The following is a 17,594-nucleotide window of genomic DNA, read 5'->3' on the forward strand; positions in this document are numbered from 1 at the left end:
AGCGTACACGTGTTAGCTATCCTGCGTCGCGAACTCAAAATAAGGCTTACTGAAAACATGGTAGATAAACGCGAATCCTATACAAAAGAAGACCTTCTTGCCTCTGGTCGCGGTGAGCTGTTTGGCGCTAAAGGCCCGCAGCTGCCGGCACCGAACATGCTGATGATGGACCGTGTCGTCAAAATGACGGAAACGGGCGGCAACTTCGATAAAGGCTACGTTGAAGCAGAGCTGGATATTAATCCGGACCTGTGGTTCTTCGGTTGTCACTTTATCGGCGATCCGGTCATGCCGGGCTGCCTCGGTCTTGACGCCATGTGGCAGCTGGTCGGTTTTTACCTCGGCTGGCTGGGCGGTGAAGGCAAAGGGCGTGCTCTGGGCGTAGGCGAAGTGAAGTTTACCGGTCAGGTTCTGCCGAGCGCGAAGAAAGTCACCTACCGTATCCACTTCAAGCGCATCGTTAACCGTCGTCTGATCATGGGTCTGGCCGATGGTGAAGTGCTGGTTGATGGTCGTCTGATCTATACCGCAACCGACCTGAAAGTTGGTCTGTTCCAGGATACTTCCGCGTTCTGATCCCCCTGTTTTATACGACGTATAAACGGCGAAGCCTCCATGTATGGAGGCTTCTTAATTTAAAGAGACAGCATCAGGCGACTACTGCCCTGTCCTCCATGGCTTCTCGCCAGCCTCCCAGCCAATGAGACCTTTGATTCAAGGTCTGGTAAGGACACATTTCTTTCGATCTTCCGACAATGCCGGCCTGGTAACCACGTTGATGTGCCCGTTCCAGGCGATCTCGTTTTTGTCTCTTCATGCCTCGTTTCCCTCATTTTTAGATCTGGTGGAAAAGAAAACAGTGATTACAAAACATGCAATCACCTATAAGAGATACCGTGAATTACCGGGATCGTCAATGCGCAAAATTCACGCCATTGTCATATTTGTGAGCTACGCAAAATTTCATTTGTACAAAAAATGTGAGCTCGCACAAGTAACAAGCTGAGTGAACAGCAAAAAAAAGCTGTCGCGGAACCGCGGTTCGCAACGGCTTTTTCTAATAGATTTTACTTATGGCAGACGATTAATCGACTGGGCCATCGCCGCCGCCTCCTGGCTCCAGGCCTGGGCCAGCGTCTTCACCATCGCATCATAGCCATCCTGCGGCTGCTTCAGCTCGATGTGGAAAGGACGCTTAATCAGCTGCCCCTGGTGCTTTAACAGCCACTCGCCGCTGACGATAACGCGCCCGTCATAGCGTCCGTGGAAACCGCTGACGCTGACGTTCAGGGTATCCTGGTCGCTCCCGAGCGGCTGCGACGCCACCACCCAACCCGGCAACTGGTTGCTGAGGTTAGCCACCAGCGTCGTTCTGAGCTGCTGATCGAGCGGGCTCGCCCACAGGTTGTTCGTGGCTATCACGTACTGCACATCGCTGGTCTGGTAGACCACGCCGTTGCCTGCGAGGTAATCAGGAATACTGACCTGCTCAACCCACAGCAGGTGGCTGTTCTGGCTGGCGCTGCTCTGGGCGCCCGCCTGCGCAAGCGGTAGCTGATAGTACGTTTTGCTATCACTGCCGCTGCTGCTGCAAGCGGATAACAGGCACGCCACTACCACCGGTAGCCATTTTTTCATTCTTTCGCCCTCTTCGGCTGTGGATCCTTTTTATCCTTCGCTTCAAACACAAGCGCATTGCTCTTATCATTGAGCGTTTTCAGCACCGGCTGCAGCTCACGCAGCACCTGATCCAGACTCTGCATATCGGCCACCATCTTGTTATAGGCAGCCGACCCCGGCTGGAAGCCCTGCATACTGCGGTTGAGTTCACGCAGTGTACTCTGCATGTCCGCAGGAAGCTGCTGCATTGACTGGCTCGCCGTTATCTTATTCAGATTGTCCAGCGTCGTCTGCATGCGCTGCATCGTCTTCTGGCTTTCCGAAAGCGTATTGGTCGCCTGCGTCAGCAGCGGATTCAGCGGCAGGTTGTTGATCTTATCCAGCGCTTCCATCAGACGCTGCTGGATCTGCGCCAGACCTCCGCTCACCGTCGGGATAATCCCGTAACCGGCAAACGATGGGTTTCCTTTGACAGGTTCCGCTTTCGGATAGAAATCCAGATCGATGAACAATGCGCCGGTTACGAGGCTGCCCGTCTTAAGCGACCCGCGCAGCCCGCGGCCCAGCAGTTCATTCAGATGCTCTCCGACCTCCGTATCCTCCCCCAGCTGCGCTTTCAGGCGCTCAGGCTCGATACGGATCAGTACCGGAATCCGGTAGTCGTCGTTCAGCTTTTGACGCATTCCCGGCGGGAAGAATGGCACTTTATCGACCGTCCCCAGACGAATACCGCGGAACTCGACCGGCGCCCCGGGCTGCAGGCCGCGAACCGAGTCTTTAAAGAACATCAGGTAATCGATATGGTCGGTATACAGTGAATCGGCGATACTTTTTTGGTCGTCATAAAGCGTAAATTCGGTTTTCTCGGCAACGGGCTGACCGAGATCCAGCCCATCAGGAATATCAAAACTCACGCCGCCGCCGAACAGGGTCGTAAGCGATCCCATCTCCACGCGCATCCCGGCGGAGGTTAAATCGACCGCGATCCCGCTGTCCTTCCAGAAGCGCACATTCGTCGTCACCAGACGATCGTTCGGCGCATTGATAAACAGCTGGTAGCTGATGGTTCTCTTCTTCGGATCGAAGCTGCTGGTCTCAACAGACCCTACGCGGTAGCCGCGGAAAAGCACCGGATCACCCGGGGAGAGCTGCCCGGCCTTGTTGCTGTCCAGAATCACGCGAATCCCTTTTGCATCCGGCGGCGCCAGCGGCGGTGAATCCAGCAGCTGATAGCGGCCCGGCCTGGAGCCTTTCACTCCCGGCTGGAGCTCGATATAGGCGCCAGAGAGCAGCGTACCGAGGCCGCTGATGCCTTCACGGCCAACCTGCGGTTTGACGACCCAGAACACGGAGTCTTTATGCAGCAGCTTCTCCATCCCGGAGTTCAGCCGCGCCTTGATCTCAACGTGCGTCAGGTCGTCCGTCAGCATGGTGCTCTCCACGACGCCGACATCCACGCTGCGGCTCTTGATTCGGGTTTTGCCCCCTTCAATACCTTCCGCATTCGTGGTGATTAGCGTGACCTCCGGCCCCTGATGGCTGTAGTGGTAAAAGAGGATCCACGCACCAATTAGCGCCGTAACAATGGGAAAGATCCACACCGGCGACCAGTTTTTCACCTTCTGCACCCTGGCCTCTCCACTCTTATTTTCCATGTTGTTGTGTTTCCTCATGGTTTGACTCTGGCTCGCGGTCCCACAGTAAGCGGGGATCAAAGGTCATTGCCGAGAACATCGTCATCACGACCACCAGCGCAAACATCACTGCGCCCATTGCCGGATAGATATTCATCAGCCCTCCCATGCGCACCAGCGCCGAAAGCACAGCGATGACAAAAACATCAATCATTGACCAGCGGCCAACGAACTCCACTACTTCGTAAATCAGATGCATACGCTCGCTGTCGCGCTCGCCGTTGCCGTTGGCGTTCCAGCACAGCCAGCCAATGGCGAGCATTTTGAGCGTCGGAACCATAATACTGGCGATAAATATCACCATTGCCACCGGGTATGAGCCTTCGCTCCACAGCAGAATCACCCCGGCGATAATCGTTGATGGCAGCTGGTTGCCCAGCAGATCGGTAATCATGATCGGCATGATATTCGCGGGCAGATACAGAATGATGGAGGTCATCAACAGCGCCATCGTCCATTGCAGGCTATTCTTGCGCCGGGCGGTGCCTTTCGTCTGACAGCGAGGACAGACGCTATTTTCTACCGGTAAGATCGCCGTACAGCAGGGGCAGGAACGCAGCCCCTGACGCAGCCCGGAAACGCCGACGCGTAATGGCTGCTCGATGACGGGCATCGGCGCAATGTCGTCCCACAGCCAGCGGCGATCCACGCACTGAAACGCCCGCAGCTGCAGCAGACAAAACAGACACCAGGGCACAAAGCTGCTGCCGACGCCAATATCCCCGTAGGCCATCAGCTTCACGAAACTCACCAGCACCCCGGCGAGGAAGATTTCCCCCATCCCCCAGGTTTTCAGCTGAAACAGAATACGGGCCAGTATGACCTGCGTTTTTTGCGGCAAAGGGGCGCGGTTGACCAGCAGCAGAATGCTCACCAGGCAGAATGCCGGCACCATCTGGACAAACAGCATAAAGAAGATGCCGAGGCTGGCGTAGTCCTCGGAAAAGAGCACGCCCGGAATTTCCAGTAGCTCGATTTCGCTGTGGATGCCGCCAACATTCATACTGACAAAGGGAAAGAGGTTCGCCAGCAGCAGCATAAACAGCGCGACCAGCGCATAGGCGGTGGGACGCTGCCTTGGCGCGTCCCACTCGGTGGTCAGCGTGGTGCCGCAACGCGGGCACGACGCTTTATGTCGGTGTTCAAGGTGCGGTAAAGCCACCAGCAGATCGCACTGCGGGCACAAAATGTGCCGCGCTGCATGATGTTGTTCGCACATGAACTACGCCCTCTGATTTAGCCGCCGTTTTTTAACGCTTCCAGATATTCCCAGCGCTCGAAAGCCTCTTCCAGCGCCAGCTCGGCCGCAGCCATATCGGCGAGCACTTTTTGCGTCTGGTCATGAGGCTGATTGAAGAACGCAGGATCCGCTACCTGTGCCTGCAGACTTTCGAGGTTTGCTTCCAGTTCCTCAAGCCGTTGAGGTAACTGCTCTAATTCGCGCTGCAGGTTATAGCTTAGTTTGTTACTTGCCCGTTTGACAGTTCCTGCTTTCGGTTGTTCTGTTACAGGATCATTCTTCACAACCGCTGTTTTTTTAACCTGAGACTGCGCCTGCTGGCCGCGTGCATCGTGATACCCGCCGACGTACCGGCCAATTCGCCCTTCGCCTTCGAAAATCCAGCATTCGGTTACGGTGTTATCAACGAACTGACGATCGTGGCTGACCAGCAGCACGGTGCCCTGATAGCTGTCGATCAGCTCCTCCAGCAGCTCAAGCGTTTCGACGTCCAGATCGTTGGTCGGTTCATCGAGGATCAGCAGGTTGCTGGGCTTGAGGAACAGGCGCGCCAGCAGCAGGCGGTTGCGCTCTCCGCCCGAAAGGGCGCGCACCGGCGTCATCGCCCGTTTAGGGTGAAACAGGAAGTCCTGCAGATAGCCCAGCACATGGCGAGGTTTACCGTTAACCATCACCTCCTGCTTGCCTTCCGCCAGGTTGTCCATCACCGTTTTCTCCGGATCGAGCTCCGCGCGGTGCTGGTCGAAGTAGGCAACCTCAAGCTTAGTGCCGACATGAATACGGCCGCTGTCGGCCTGCAGCTGGCCGAGCATTAGCTTCAGCAGCGTGGTTTTCCCACAGCCGTTCGGGCCAATCAGCGCAATTTTATCGCCGCGCTGCACCTGGGCGGAGAAATCCTTCACCAGCACTTTACCGTCCACCTGATAATGGACATTTTCCATTTCAAAGACGATTTTGCCGGAGCGGCTCGCCTCTTCGACCTGCATTTTCGCGCTGCCCATCACTTCGCGGCGCTCGCTGCGTTCGTGACGCATCGCTTTCAGCGCGCGCACGCGGCCTTCGTTGCGGGTACGGCGAGCTTTGATCCCCTGGCGGATCCACACCTCTTCCTGGGCCAGCTTGCGGTCAAACTCCGCATTCTGCAGCTCTTCGACACGCAGGTTCTCTTCTTTTTCCAGCAGGTAGGTATCGTAATCGCCGGGATAGGTCACCAGCTTGCCGCGATCGAGGTCGACAATCCGCGTCGCCATGTTGCGAATAAACGAACGGTCGTGGGAAATAAAGATAATGGTGCCGCCGAAGTTCTTCAGGAACCCTTCCAGCCAGTCGATGGTTTCAATATCGAGGTGGTTGGTCGGTTCGTCCAGCAGCAGCACCTTCGGGCCGCTCACCAGCGCACGGCCGAGCGCCGCCTTACGCAGCCAGCCGCCGGAAAGCGAGGCCAGCGGCATATCCGCCTCAAGGCCCAGCTGCGCCAGCACCTCGTTGATCCGGTTTTCCAGCTGCCACAAACCGTGGTGATCCAGCAGCTCCTGGACGCGCGCCATTTCGTTGAGGTTTTTATCGCTCGGGTCCGTCATCACCAGATGCGAGATCTCATGGTAACGCTTGAGGTATTCCGCCTGCTCCTCAATGCCTTCCGCCACAAAATCATAGACGCTGCCGGCGATGTTACGCGGCGGATCCTGCTGCAGCCGCGCGACCACTAGATCCTGTTCGTAAACGATGCGGCCATCATCCAGCCCCTGTTCACGATTGAGGATCTTCATCAGCGTCGATTTACCGGCGCCGTTACGGCCAACCAGACAGACGCGCTCGTTATCTTCGATATGCAGTTCAGCATTATCCAGAAGCGGCGCATCGCTGAACGACAGCCATGCGCCATGCATACTAATTAAAGACATCTATTCTTTCCTTCAGGCGGCTGTAATCAGCCAGCAGTTGTGGATCTGACCGTTGCGCGCAAAATCAGGAGAAAGCGTTTTTTGCGTAATTTCTTGTGCTTTCAGCCCCAGTTTCGCCAGCCCGTCGTGATCGATGCGGAAACCGCGCTTGTTGTTGGAGAACATGATGGTGCCGCCCTTGCGCAGCAGGCGCTTCAGATCCGTCATCAGGTTCAGGTGGTCGCGCTGCACGTCAAAGGTATCCGCCATACGCTTGGAGTTCGAGAAGGTCGGCGGGTCGATAAAGATCAGGTCGAACTGCTCATCGCTTTCGCGCAGCCAGCCCAGCACGTCGGCCTGCAGCAGACGATGCGCGCGCCCGGTCAGACCGTTCAGGCGCAGGTTGCGTTCGGCCCACTCCAGATAGGTGCGCGACATATCGACGGTGGTCGTACTGCGCGCGCCGCCAAGCCCGGCGTGCACGCTGGCGCTGCCGGTATAGGAGAACAGGTTAAGAAAATCTTTCCCTTTGCTCATCTGGCACAGCATACGGCGGGCGATACGGTGATCGAGGAACAGACCGGTATCCAGATAATCGGTCAGGTTGACCCACAGGCGGGCATCGTATTCGCTCACCTGTATGAAATCCCCCTTCTCGCTCATTTTCTGATACTGGTTCTTCCCTTTCTGCCGTTCGCGGGTCTTCAGCACCAGCTTATTCGGCGCGATACCCAGCACGGAAATGGTGGCGGCAATGACGTCAAACAGGCGCTGGCGCGCTTTGGTGGCGTCAACGGATTTCGGCGGCGCATACTCCTGAATAACCACCCAGTCGGCATAGCGGTCTACCGCCACGTTGTACTCAGGCAAATCGGCATCGTACAGGCGGTAACACTCAACCCCTTCCTGACGCGCCCACTTCTCGAGCTTCTTCAGGTTTTTACGCAGACGGTTAGCATAGTCGTCCGCCAGCATCACCGGCGCCGTGCCGTCGTTTTCCGCCAGATGGTAGTTTTTCTGCACGCAGTCCAGCGGGCCGTTTTTGGCTTTGAACTGGCGCTCGGCGCGCAGCTGCAGACAGCTTAACAGCTCCGGCGAGGCGCTGAACATCGACAGGTTCCAGCCGCCAAACTGGCTTTTCATGATGCGTCCCAGCAGGTTATGCAGGGCAATCAGCGACGGTTCGCTTTCCAGACGCTCGCCGTACGGCGGGTTGCTGATGACCGTTCCGTACGGCCCTTTCGGCAGCGGATTTGACAGCTGCGCGACGTCTTTGACCTCAAAACTGATGAGCTCGGCAACGCCAGCGCGGCGGGCGTTGCTGCGGGCGCGTTCAATGACCCGGCCGTCGATATCGGAGCCAAAGAAGCGCGATTCATAGGCCGCCAGCCCCTGACGCGCGCGGGTCTGCGCGTCGGCTTTCACCTCGGCCCAGACCGCCTCGTCGTGCTGCGCCCAGCCGCTGAAGCCCCACTGGCCGCGATGCAGTCCCGGCGCGCGATCGGTTGCCCACATCGCCGCCTCAATCAGCAGCGTCCCGGAGCCGCACATCGGGTCCAGCATCGGCGTTCCCGGCTGCCAGCCGGAGCGCATCACAATGGCGGCGGCCAGGTTTTCTTTGATCGGCGCAATGCCGGTACGATCGCGGTAGCCGCGCAGGTGCAGACCGTCGCCGCTCAGATCGAGCGAAATATTGGCGGTCTCTTTATTCAGGCGGACGTTGATGCGCAAATCTGGATTCTCGCGATCAACGCTCGGGCGCGGCAGATTTTTACGGGTAAAGGCGTCGACAATCGCATCTTTCACCTTCATCGCACCGTACTGGCTGTTGCGGATCTCTTCGTTCAGCCCGCTGAAGCTGACGGCAAAGGTCGCGCCCGGGTTAAACATCTCTGTCCATCTGATGGCCTGCACGCCCAGGTAGAGATCGAGGTCGCTGTAGACCTTACACTCCCCCAGCGGCATCATGATGCGCGACGCCAGACGGCTCCACATCAGGCTCCGGTACAGCAGCCGCGTGTCTCCCTGAAAATGGACACCGCCCTGAACGACCTGGCACCCGGATGCGCCGAGGCCTTCAAGTTCAGTTTTTAACAGCTCTTCCAGCCCACGGGCCGTACTGGCAAACAGAGAATTCATATCGTCACTTCATTACTCAAAGAAAATTGTTGCGCATTATAGCCAATCCGGACTTCATATCATAAAGTTGAGGGCTAATTTTTTTCGCGCAGAGGGAAGTGGAATGGCGACGTTATCACGGTTATTTATACATCCGGTAAAATCCATGCGTGGTATCGGCCTCACACATGCGCTGGCGGACGTCAGCGGTCTGGCCTTTGACCGGATTTTTATGGTTACCGAAACCGATGGCACCTTTATTACCGCGCGTCAGTTTCCGCAGATGGTGCGTTTCACCCCGGTTCCGGTGCATGATGGTCTCCACCTGACCGCACCGGACGGCAGCAGCGCGCTGGTGCGCTTTACCGATTTCACGCGCCCGCCTGAACCGACGGAGGTCTGGGGCAACCATTTTACCGCGCGGGTCGCGCCCGACGCGATTAACCGCTGGCTGTCGGGCTTTTTTAACCGCGATGTTCAGCTTCGCTGGGTCGGCGCGGAATTAACCCGCCGGGTCAAGCGCCACGATGCCGTTCCCCTCTCCTTTGCCGACGGTTTCCCCTATCTGTTGACCAACGACGCCTCGCTGCGCGATTTGCAGCAGCGCTGCCCGGCGGGCGTACAGATGGAGCAGTTTCGCCCTAACCTCGTGGTAACCGGCGTTCCCGCCTGGGCGGAGGACAGCTGGAAGGTTATCCGTATCGGCGAAGTCATTTTCGACGTCGTTAAGCCCTGCAGCCGCTGCATTTTCACCACCGTCAGCCCCGAGCGCGGGCAGAAACACCCCTCCGGCGAGCCGTTAGCCACGCTGCAAAAATTCCGCACCGCGCCGGATAATGGCGACGTCGACTTCGGCCAGAATCTGATTGCCCGCAACAGCGGCGTAGTGCGCGTCGGGGATGAGGTGGAAATCCTCGCCACCGGCCCGGCGAAATCCTATGGCGCAGGCGCCAGCGGCGACGCGGAGCCTCAGGAGACGCATCCGGATGCGGTAGTTAATATCGACTGGCAGGGCGAGATGTTCAGCGGGAATAACCAACAGGTTCTGCTGGAGCAGCTTGAACAACAGGGAATTCGCGTACCTTACTCCTGTCGTGCGGGGATATGCGGAAGCTGTCGTATTACGCTGCTGGAGGGAGAGGTCAGCGCGCTAAAGAAAAGCGCGATTGGCGAGGACGGAACCATCCTCAGCTGTAGCTGTGTACCGAAAACGGCATTACGCCTGACGCGCTAAACCGCCTGTTCGAAACGGTAGCTTGCCTGTGGCGCCTGCGGCTGCAGGCGATCGTTCATCACCTTTATCGCATCGCCAAGCTGCATCGTGCGCCCCGCCAGCTGCAGCCCCGGCTGCGCCAGCAGACACAGCGCGGCGTTGTCGCCGGTTTCCACCACCAGCAGGTTGACCTTATCGCCGCTGTCGCTGAGCCATACCGCCGCCGCATCTCCGGTAGACGGCTGCCAGCCTTCGGAATGCGCGACAAAATGCCAGCTTTTGGGCATCTGCGGCTTCAGAAAACGAATGGCCACCAGCGCGTTCAGCACCAGTTCGGCGCGATGCTCTTTGGATAGCTCTAAATCACGGCATTTTTCTTCAAAGGAAAAATAGAGCGCGGCGTCGTCAACGCAAAAACCTGAAGGGTCAAACGCATCCGGCGTCAGCATCCGGCGGGCAAAACGCGAACGAAACAACATGCCATTGGCTAAATCGAGCATCATTCGATCATGCTCTTCATCAAAATACCAGCGCCAGTTATCGTCAGGTTTAATTCGCATTTCTCTCCCCCGTTCATTCAAGCATCCAGATGCTCGCGTGTCCTTTCCCGCTTCGTTTATTGCTAAAATAATAAAAGACCAAAATGTTTAAATAAGCAACAGTAAGGGAATATAAAACAACCAGGGCAGGAAATAAAGCCCTGGTTGTCAATTGCGAGGGAAAGATTAGATGTGCGTGACGATTTCTTTAATCAGCGGCGGGCCTTTAAAAATAAACCCGGAATAAATCTGCACCAGCGTCGCGCCAGCCGCCAGCTTCTCGCGTGCGGCAATCACCGAGTCAATGCCTCCAACGCCAATAATCGGCAAACGACCATTTAATTCTGTCGACAGTAAACGAATAATTTCTGTACTTTTCAGCTGCAGCGGACGACCGCTTAAGCCGCCGGTTTCATCACAGTGTTTCATTCCCTGGACGAGGGAGCGGTCGAGCGTTGTATTGGTCGCAATAACGCCATCGATATTATGACGGACTAAACTATCGGCAACCTGGATCAATTCTTCAGGCAAAAGATCCGGGGCGATCTTGACGGCCACCGGGACATATTTCTGGTGCTTCGCCTGCAGCTCGCTTTGTTTATTTTTTATCGCCGACAGTAAATCATCCAGCGCTTCGCCATATTGTAGCGTACGCAAGCCTGGGGTATTCGGCGATGAAATATTAATCGCAATATAACCGGCATAGGCATAGACTTTTTCCATACAAATCAGATAGTCATCTTTACCCTGCTCCACCGGCGTATCTTTATTTTTACCGATATTAATACCGAGAATACCGTCAAAATGCGCCTTTTTAACGTTCTCGACCAGGTTATCAACCCCGTGGTTATTGAAGCCCATTCGGTTGATAAGCCCCTCGGCATCCACCAGGCGGAAGATCCTCGGCTTGTCGTTACCCGGCTGCGGGCGCGGCGTTACCGTACCTATCTCAATGGAGCCAAATCCCATTGCGCCAAGCGCATCAATGCACTCGCCGTTCTTATCCAGACCTGCCGCCAGACCCAGCGGGTTTTTAAAGGTCAGTCCCATGCAGGTCACCGGTTTTGACGGCACCTTCTGGCGCACCAGCGCCTCGAGCGGCGTACCGGTAACACGGCGTAATTGCTGAAACGTAAATTCATGAGCGCGCTCTGGGTCGAGCTGGAAAAGGGCTTTACGAACGAAGGGGTAGTACATGAACTCTCCTGGATTCCCGGTGTGCAAACCGGGGGCGTATTATGTTCTATCCGGCGCAGAAAGGGAATTGACCTGCGGCAAAAAAAACCGCAGTAAGGCAATCGTTTTCTTTCAGTTATCTCCCGCTTAAAAAGAAAAACCCCTCTCTGCCGGAGAGGGGTTGGTCAACAAACACGGATCAGGCCAGCGCTTTGGTGATTTTTTCGAACAGATCGCCGGAAAGGTTTTCCAGCCCTTTAAGCTGCTCAAGCGCGGCACGCATCTTCTCCTGACGTTTTGCGTCATAGCGCTTGAGGCGGATCAGCGGCTCGATCAGGCGAGAGGCCACCTGCGGGTTGCGGCTGTTCAGTTCGGTCAGCATTTCGGCGAGGAACTGATAGCCGCTGCCGTCCGGGGCGTGGAACGCCGCCGGGTTGCTGCTGGCAAAGGCGCCGATCAGCGAACGCAGACGGTTCGGGTTATTCATGCTGAACGAGCGATGCCCCAGCAGGCTGCGAACGGTTGTCAGCACGTTATCCGCCGGGCTGGTGGACTGCAGAATAAACCATTTATCCATTACCAGACCGTCGTGATGCCACTTGTCATCATACTCCTGCATCAGCGCATCGCGACACGGCAGCTGCGCCGCCACCGCGGCGGCCAGCGCGGCCAGCGCGTCGGTCATGTTGTCCGCGTCATGATACTGATGGCTCACCAGCTTATCCGCAAGATCCGCATCGCCGAACGCCAGATAGCGCAGACAGGTATTGCGCAGCGCGCGTTTGCCGATGTCGGCATGCTCAACGCGGTACTCCGCCAGCTTGTTGGCGTTATATATCGCAAGGAACTCATCCGCCAGCTCGGCCGCCAGCGTGCGGGTCAGCGCATCACGCACCGCCGCGATGGCGATCGGGTCGATAATCTCAAACAGTTCGGCAATTTCGTTTGCCGACGGCAGCGTGAGGATTTCCGCCGCCAGCGCCGGGTCGATTTTTTCATCCAGCAGAATGGCGCGGAACGCATCGGCAACATGGACCGGCAGCGACAGCGGCTGCCCCTGCTGGTGACGGGCGACGTTGAGCTTAATGTAGGTGGCCAGCAGGCTTTGCGCAGCATCCCAGCGGGAGAAGTCGTTACGGGCGTGGCGCATCAGGAACGTCAGCTGCTGATCGCTCCACTTATATTCCAGCTTCACCGGCGCCGAGAATTCGCGCAGCAGCGAAGGCACCGGCTGGAACCAGACGTTGTCAAACACAAACGTTTGTTCCGCCTGGGTGACGTTCAGCACGTTATGCACCGGATGACCGCCCTTCTGCAGCGGGATCACCTGCCCCTGGTTGTCGTACAGTTCGATATCAAACGGAATATGCAGCGGCAGTTTTTCCGGCTGGTCCGCCGTCGGCGGCGTACGCTGTTTGATGGTTAAAGTGTACTGCTCCGTTTCCGGATTGTAATCGTCGTGTACGGATACGATCGGCGTACCGGACTGGCTGTACCAGCGGCGGAAATGGGACAGATCGACGTTAGAAGCATCTTCCATCGCCTGCACGAAATCATCGCAGGTGGCGGCGCTGCCGTCGTGGCGTTCAAAGTAGAGCTGCATGCCCTTCTGGAAGTTGGTCTCCCCAAGCAGCGTATGCAGCATCCGAATCACCTCCGACCCCTTCTCGTAGACGGTCAGGGTATAGAAGTTATTCATTTCGATAACCATGTCGGGGCGAATCGGGTGCGCCATCGGGCTGGCGTCTTCCGCGAACTGCATGCCGCGCATGGTGCGCACATTGCTGATACGGTTTACCGCGCGGGAGCCGAGGTCGGAGCTAAACTCCTGATCGCGGAACACCGTCAGGCCCTCTTTCAGGCTGAGCTGGAACCAGTCGCGGCAGGTGACGCGGTTGCCGGTCCAGTTATGGAAATACTCATGGCCGATCACGCGTTCGATATCAAGGTAGTCTTTATCGGTCGCCGTATCGGTGCGCGCCAGAACATACTTGGAGTTAAAGATGTTCAGACCTTTATTTTCCATAGCGCCCATATTAAAGAAGTCGACGGCGACGATCATATAGATGTCGAGATCGTATTCGAGACCGAAACGATCTTCATCCCACTTCATTGAATTTTTCAGCGACGTCATCGCCCACGGCGCGCGATCGAGATTGCCGCGGTCAACGTACAGCTCAAGCGCGACGTCCCGGCCAGAGCGGGTGGTATAGGTATCACGCAGGACGTCGAAATCGCCGGCGACCAGCGCAAACAGGTAACACGGTTTCGGGAACGGATCCTGCCACTGCACCCAGTGACGTCCATTCTCCAGTTCGCCCTGCGCGATACGGTTGCCGTTAGAAAGCAGGAACGGATATTTGGTTTTATCGGCGATGATTTTGGTGGTAAAACGCGCCAGCACGTCCGGGCGGTCCAGGTACCAGGTGATGTGACGGAAGCCTTCCGCTTCACACTGGGTGCACAACGCCTCGCCTGACTGATAGAGGCCTTCCAGCGCCGTGTTTGTCGCCGGGCTAATTTCGTTAACGATTTTCAGCGTGAAGCGCTCGGGCAGCCCGCGAATCACCAGCTGATGATTTTCTTCTTTATAGTCATTCCACGGCTGGTCGTTTACCTGCACTGACACCAGCGTCAAATCTTCGCCATTAAGGCATAGCGGAACGTCAGACGCTGCGTGACGGGTAACCTGGCTTTCTGCCGTCACGACGGTTTTTGCGGCATCCAGGTCAAAGGTCAGGTCAATATCGCTGATCAGGTAATCCGGCGCACGGTAGTCGTGGCGGTACTTGGCTTGGGGCTGTTGTGTCATAAAAAACCTTTAGCATCTTTTGTAAAGTGTCGAACCCAGTCTATTCCTGTTGTGCATTTCGCGCTATGCAGAATCTTCATCTTTTCAGGGGCAAAGGCGCAAAATGCTACATTTATATAACATGAGGCACGAAATGCCCTCGACCCTTCTTTAGGCTTGTGGTGTGATCGGGGTTCAATAAATCGATAAACAAGGTATACTCCAGCGGTTTTCACTCGTTGTTTATTGTACTAAACGCTCCTTGACGAGGATGCTATTTGCGCACCATGACACTATTCGCTTCCCCTGTTCTGCACTCGATGCTAGATACGGATGCTTACAAGCTGCATATGCAGCAGGCTGTCTTCCATCATTATTATGATGTACATGTGGCGGCGGAATTCCGCTGCCGCGGCGACGATCTGCTCGGCATTTATGCAGACGCCATTCGCGAGCAGGTTGAGACGATGCAATCGCTCAAATTGCAGGATGACGAATACCAGTGGCTGTCCGGGCTTCCTTTCTTTAAGCAGGATTACCTCAACTGGCTGCGCGAATTCCGCTATGACCCGCGTCAGGTCACCGTCAGCAATGACAACGGCAAGCTGAATATCCGGCTCGAAGGGCCGTGGCGTGAAGTCATTATGTGGGAGGTCCCGCTGCTGGCGGTAATCAGCGAGCTGGTTCACCGCTACCGCTCGCCGGACGTCGGCATCCCGCTGGCGCTGGAAACGCTTGAACATAAGCTTGCTGATTTTTCCCGCATGACGGCCGACATCGACACATCGGCCTTCCGGTTGATGGATTTCGGCACCCGCCGCCGCTTCTCCCGCGACGTGCAGCAGGCTATCGTTGAGCGCCTGCAGCAGGAGCCGTGGTTTGTCGGCACCAGCAATTACGATCTGGCGCGCCGTCTGTCGCTGACGCCGATGGGCACCCAGGCGCACGAATGGTTCCAGGCGCACCAGCAAATTAGCCCGGAGCTTGCCACCAGCCAACGCGTGGCGCTGGCGGCCTGGCTTGAGGAATACCCCAACCAGCTGGGGATCGCCCTCACCGACTGCATCACCATGGATGCGTTTTTGCGTGATTTCGGTCCTGAATTCGCGCAGCGCTATCAGGGCCTGCGCCATGACTCCGGCGACCCGGTGGAATGGGGTGAAAAAGCCATCGCCCATTATGAAAAGCTGGGCATCGATCCGCTGAGCAAAGTGCTGGTATTTTCGGATAATCTGGATTTAGGCAAGGCCGTTGAGCTGTACCGACACTTCTCCTCCCGCGTGAACCTGAGTTTCGGTATTGGCACCCGTTTAACCTGCGATCTTCCCCAGGTGAAACCACTGAATATTGTCATTAAACTGGTTGAATGTAACGGTAAGCCGGTTGCCAAACTGTCAGACAGCCCGGGGAAAACCATCTGCCACGACAAGGCGTTTGTCCGGGCGCTGCGCAAAGCCTTTGACCTTCCTCAGGTGAAAAAGGCCAGTTAATCGACAAAGGGAGCCCTGAAGGCTCCCTTCTTCTTTATTTATTTACCAATTCTCTTCGCCGCGCTGCGAAATCTACTTGTCTGATGACAGATGACAGGTAACATAGATAACTCCCTTTTTGGGGAGCAATGACATTTCTATTGGACTATTAACAGAGAGATTACTATGAGCGTTGTGCCTGTAGCCGACGTACTCCAGGGCCGTGTCGCCGTTGACAGCGAAGTCACCGTGCGCGGATGGGTGCGTACTCGCCGAGATTCAAAAGCTGGCTTTTCCTTCCTCGCCATCTATGATGGTTCCTGCTTTGATCCTGTACAGGCCGTTATCAATAATTCTCTGCCCAATTACAATCAGGAAGTGCTGCGTTTGACCACCGGCTGTTCGGTTATCGTCACGGGCAAAATCGTTGCTTCTCAGGGTCAGGGCCAGGCGTATGAACTCCAGGCGACGTCCGTGGAAGTCACCGGTTGGGTTGACGATCCGGATACCTACCCTATGGCGGCGAAGCGTCACAGCATCGAATATCTGCGTGAAGTCGCGCACCTGCGTCCGCGCACCAACCTGATTGGCGCGGTAGCCCGCGTTCGCCATACTCTGGCGCAGGCTCTGCACCGTTTCTTTGACGAACAAGGGTTTTTCTGGGTTTCCACACCGCTTATCACCGCCTCGGATACCGAAGGCGCCGGCGAGATGTTCCGCGTATCGACGCTGGATCTGGAAAACCTGCCGCGTAACGATCAGGGCAAAGTCGATTTCGACAAAGACTTCTTTGGTAAAGAAGCCTTCCTGACCGTTTCCGGGCAGCTGAACGGCGAGACCTATGCCTGCGCGCTGTCGAAGATCTACACCTTCGGCCCGACATTCCGTGCGGAAAACTCCAATACCAGCCGTCACCTGGCGGAGTTCTGGATGCTGGAGCCGGAAGTCGCGTTTGCCGATCTGGAAGACAACGCCCGTCTGGCGGAAGCCATGCTGAAGTATGTCTTTAAGGCGGTGCTGGAAGAGCGCCCTGACGATATGAAGTTCTTTGCAGAACGCGTCGACAGCGAAGCCGTCAGCCGTCTGGAGCGTTTTATCAACGCTGATTTCGCCCAGGTGGATTACACCGATGCGGTTACGATTCTGGAAAACTGCGGTAAAACCTTCGAGAACCCGGTGTTCTGGGGCGTTGACCTCTCTTCCGAGCATGAGCGTTATCTGGCCGAGCAGCACTTCAAGGCGCCGGTTGTCGTGAAGAACTACCCGAAAGATATCAAGGCGTTTTATATGCGCCTTAACGATGACGGCAAAACCGTTGCCGCGATGGACGTACTGGCGCCGGGTATCGGCGAAATTATCGGGGGTTCCCAGCGTGAAGAGCGTCTTGACGTACTGGATGCGCGTCTCGCTGAAATGGGCCTGAATAAAGAAGACTACGCCTGGTATCGCGATCTGCGCCGTTACGGCACCGTACCGCATGCCGGCTTCGGTCTCGGCTTCGAGCGTCTGATTGCCTATGTCACCGGCGTACAGAACGTTCGCGACGTGATCCCGTTCCCGCGTACCCCGCGTAACGCCAGCTTCTGATTGCCTGAACGATGTAAGCATAAAAGCCAACCCGCGGGTTGGCTTTTTTACATTTTTGTCAGGTTTTGTGAATAAATTTCTTCAAATTTAAACGTCAACCGGCATTCCTGCCCTAAATGTTACACTCCGTTTCGCGACACAATTCTGCACAAAAAACCACCGCACCAGCGATTGCACTTAAGTACCGCTTGTTCTAATAGCATAAAATTTGAGCTATAGCGCGGCTCTCCGGACGTCCAGACACATTCCTCAGAAATACTCTTT

The 17,594-nt window shown here is 56.2% G+C and carries 13 protein-coding genes; 4 read left to right on the forward strand and 9 right to left on the reverse strand.

Annotated elements, in window-relative coordinates; translation table 11 throughout:
- Positions 1-57: 57 nt before the first annotated feature.
- On the forward strand, positions 58-576 hold the full coding sequence (fabA, locus tag ENTCL_RS14135; protein WP_013366824.1) for a bifunctional 3-hydroxydecanoyl-ACP dehydratase/trans-2-decenoyl-ACP isomerase: 519 nt from the start codon (positions 58-60) through the stop codon (positions 574-576).
- A 73-nt stretch (positions 577-649) separates the two neighbouring features.
- Here fabA and rmf read toward each other — a convergent pair whose 3' ends face one another.
- From rmf to rlmKL, 6 genes are all read right to left on the reverse strand, one after another.
- Positions 650-817, reverse strand: a complete 168-nt coding sequence (gene rmf / locus ENTCL_RS23085) for a ribosome modulation factor (protein WP_013366825.1) — start codon at positions 815-817, stop codon at positions 650-652.
- A gap of 254 nt (positions 818-1,071) precedes the next feature.
- Positions 1,072-1,638 (reverse strand): membrane integrity-associated transporter subunit PqiC, encoded by a 567-nt coding sequence (pqiC, locus tag ENTCL_RS14140; RefSeq protein ID WP_013366826.1) that lies wholly within the window; start codon positions 1,636-1,638, stop codon positions 1,072-1,074.
- Positions 1,635-3,275 carry an intermembrane transport protein PqiB gene (gene pqiB / locus ENTCL_RS14145; protein WP_044611979.1) on the reverse strand — a complete coding sequence of 547 codons (1,641 nt, stop codon included), beginning with the start codon at positions 3,273-3,275 and terminating at the stop codon, positions 1,635-1,637. Before pqiB ends, pqiC begins: the two co-directional genes overlap by 4 nt.
- Positions 3,265-4,533, reverse strand: coding sequence for a membrane integrity-associated transporter subunit PqiA (gene pqiA / locus ENTCL_RS14150; protein WP_013366828.1), 1,269 nt, complete (start codon positions 4,531-4,533; stop codon positions 3,265-3,267). Before pqiA ends, pqiB begins: the two co-directional genes overlap by 11 nt.
- Positions 4,534-4,550: 17 nt before the next feature.
- Positions 4,551-6,458 carry an ABC transporter ATP-binding protein gene (locus ENTCL_RS14155; RefSeq protein WP_013366829.1) on the reverse strand — a complete coding sequence of 636 codons (1,908 nt, stop codon included), beginning with the start codon at positions 6,456-6,458 and terminating at the stop codon, positions 4,551-4,553.
- A 12-nt stretch (positions 6,459-6,470) separates the two neighbouring features.
- Positions 6,471-8,576, reverse strand: a complete 2,106-nt coding sequence (gene rlmKL / locus ENTCL_RS14160) for a bifunctional 23S rRNA (guanine(2069)-N(7))-methyltransferase RlmK/23S rRNA (guanine(2445)-N(2))-methyltransferase RlmL (protein WP_013366830.1) — start codon at positions 8,574-8,576, stop codon at positions 6,471-6,473.
- Positions 8,577-8,679: 103 nt separating this feature from the next.
- Between rlmKL and ENTCL_RS14165 the strand changes: the two genes are divergently transcribed.
- Positions 8,680-9,789, forward strand: coding sequence for a YcbX family protein (locus ENTCL_RS14165; RefSeq protein ID WP_013366831.1), 1,110 nt, complete (start codon positions 8,680-8,682; stop codon positions 9,787-9,789).
- On the opposite strand, the gene zapC is transcribed toward ENTCL_RS14165, so the two are convergent.
- The 3 genes from zapC to pepN all read right to left on the reverse strand — a co-directional run bounded on the left by zapC (position 9,786) and on the right by pepN (position 14,295).
- Positions 9,786-10,328, reverse strand: coding sequence for a cell division protein ZapC (gene zapC, locus ENTCL_RS14170; protein WP_013366832.1), 543 nt, complete (start codon positions 10,326-10,328; stop codon positions 9,786-9,788). The two genes, ENTCL_RS14165 and zapC, sit on opposite strands and share 4 nt — an antisense overlap.
- Before the next feature lie 165 nt (positions 10,329-10,493).
- On the reverse strand, positions 10,494-11,504 hold the full coding sequence (gene pyrD / locus ENTCL_RS14175) for a quinone-dependent dihydroorotate dehydrogenase (RefSeq protein WP_013366833.1): 1,011 nt from the start codon (positions 11,502-11,504) through the stop codon (positions 10,494-10,496).
- Between the two features lie 178 nt (positions 11,505-11,682).
- A complete protein-coding gene (gene pepN / locus ENTCL_RS14180) occupies positions 11,683-14,295 on the reverse strand; it encodes an aminopeptidase N (protein WP_013366834.1) in 2,613 nt (870 codons plus the stop codon).
- Between the two features lie 266 nt (positions 14,296-14,561).
- Here pepN and pncB point away from each other — a divergent pair, with 266 nt between their 5' ends.
- Both pncB and asnS read left to right on the forward strand, forming a co-directional pair.
- On the forward strand, positions 14,562-15,764 hold the full coding sequence (pncB, locus tag ENTCL_RS14185) for a nicotinate phosphoribosyltransferase (RefSeq protein ID WP_013366835.1): 1,203 nt from the start codon (positions 14,562-14,564) through the stop codon (positions 15,762-15,764).
- 165 nt (positions 15,765-15,929) lie between these two features.
- A complete protein-coding gene (asnS, locus tag ENTCL_RS14190; RefSeq protein ID WP_013366836.1) occupies positions 15,930-17,330 on the forward strand; it encodes an asparagine--tRNA ligase in 1,401 nt (466 codons plus the stop codon).
- Positions 17,331-17,594 lie beyond the last annotated feature (264 nt).

The sequence above is a fragment of the [Enterobacter] lignolyticus SCF1 genome (assembly GCF_000164865.1).
GTDB classification, from domain to species: domain Bacteria; phylum Pseudomonadota; class Gammaproteobacteria; order Enterobacterales; family Enterobacteriaceae; genus Enterobacter_B; species Enterobacter_B lignolyticus.

Excerpts from the sequence above, each read along its gene's own strand:
- ENTCL_RS14155 (WP_013366829.1), bottom strand. The coding sequence starts at position 6,458 with ATGTCTTTAATTAGTATGCATGGCGCATGGCTGTCGTTCAGCGATGCG.
- pqiC (WP_013366826.1), bottom strand. The coding sequence starts at position 1,638 with ATGAAAAAATGGCTACCGGTGGTAGTGGCGTGCCTGTTATCCGCTTGC.
- pqiA (WP_013366828.1), bottom strand. The coding sequence starts at position 4,533 with ATGTGCGAACAACATCATGCAGCGCGGCACATTTTGTGCCCGCAGTGC.
- rlmKL (WP_013366830.1), bottom strand. The coding sequence starts at position 8,576 with ATGAATTCTCTGTTTGCCAGTACGGCCCGTGGGCTGGAAGAGCTGTTA.
- ENTCL_RS14165 (WP_013366831.1), top strand. The coding sequence starts at position 8,680 with ATGGCGACGTTATCACGGTTATTTATACATCCGGTAAAATCCATGCGT.
- pyrD (WP_013366833.1), bottom strand. The coding sequence starts at position 11,504 with ATGTACTACCCCTTCGTTCGTAAAGCCCTTTTCCAGCTCGACCCAGAG.
- fabA (WP_013366824.1), top strand. The coding sequence starts at position 58 with ATGGTAGATAAACGCGAATCCTATACAAAAGAAGACCTTCTTGCCTCT.
- asnS (WP_013366836.1), top strand. The coding sequence starts at position 15,930 with ATGAGCGTTGTGCCTGTAGCCGACGTACTCCAGGGCCGTGTCGCCGTT.
- zapC (WP_013366832.1), bottom strand. The coding sequence starts at position 10,328 with ATGCGAATTAAACCTGACGATAACTGGCGCTGGTATTTTGATGAAGAG.
- pepN (WP_013366834.1), bottom strand. The coding sequence starts at position 14,295 with ATGACACAACAGCCCCAAGCCAAGTACCGCCACGACTACCGTGCGCCG.
- pncB (WP_013366835.1), top strand. The coding sequence starts at position 14,562 with ATGACACTATTCGCTTCCCCTGTTCTGCACTCGATGCTAGATACGGAT.
- pqiB (WP_044611979.1), bottom strand. The coding sequence starts at position 3,275 with ATGGAAAATAAGAGTGGAGAGGCCAGGGTGCAGAAGGTGAAAAACTGG.
- rmf (WP_013366825.1), bottom strand. The coding sequence starts at position 817 with ATGAAGAGACAAAAACGAGATCGCCTGGAACGGGCACATCAACGTGGT.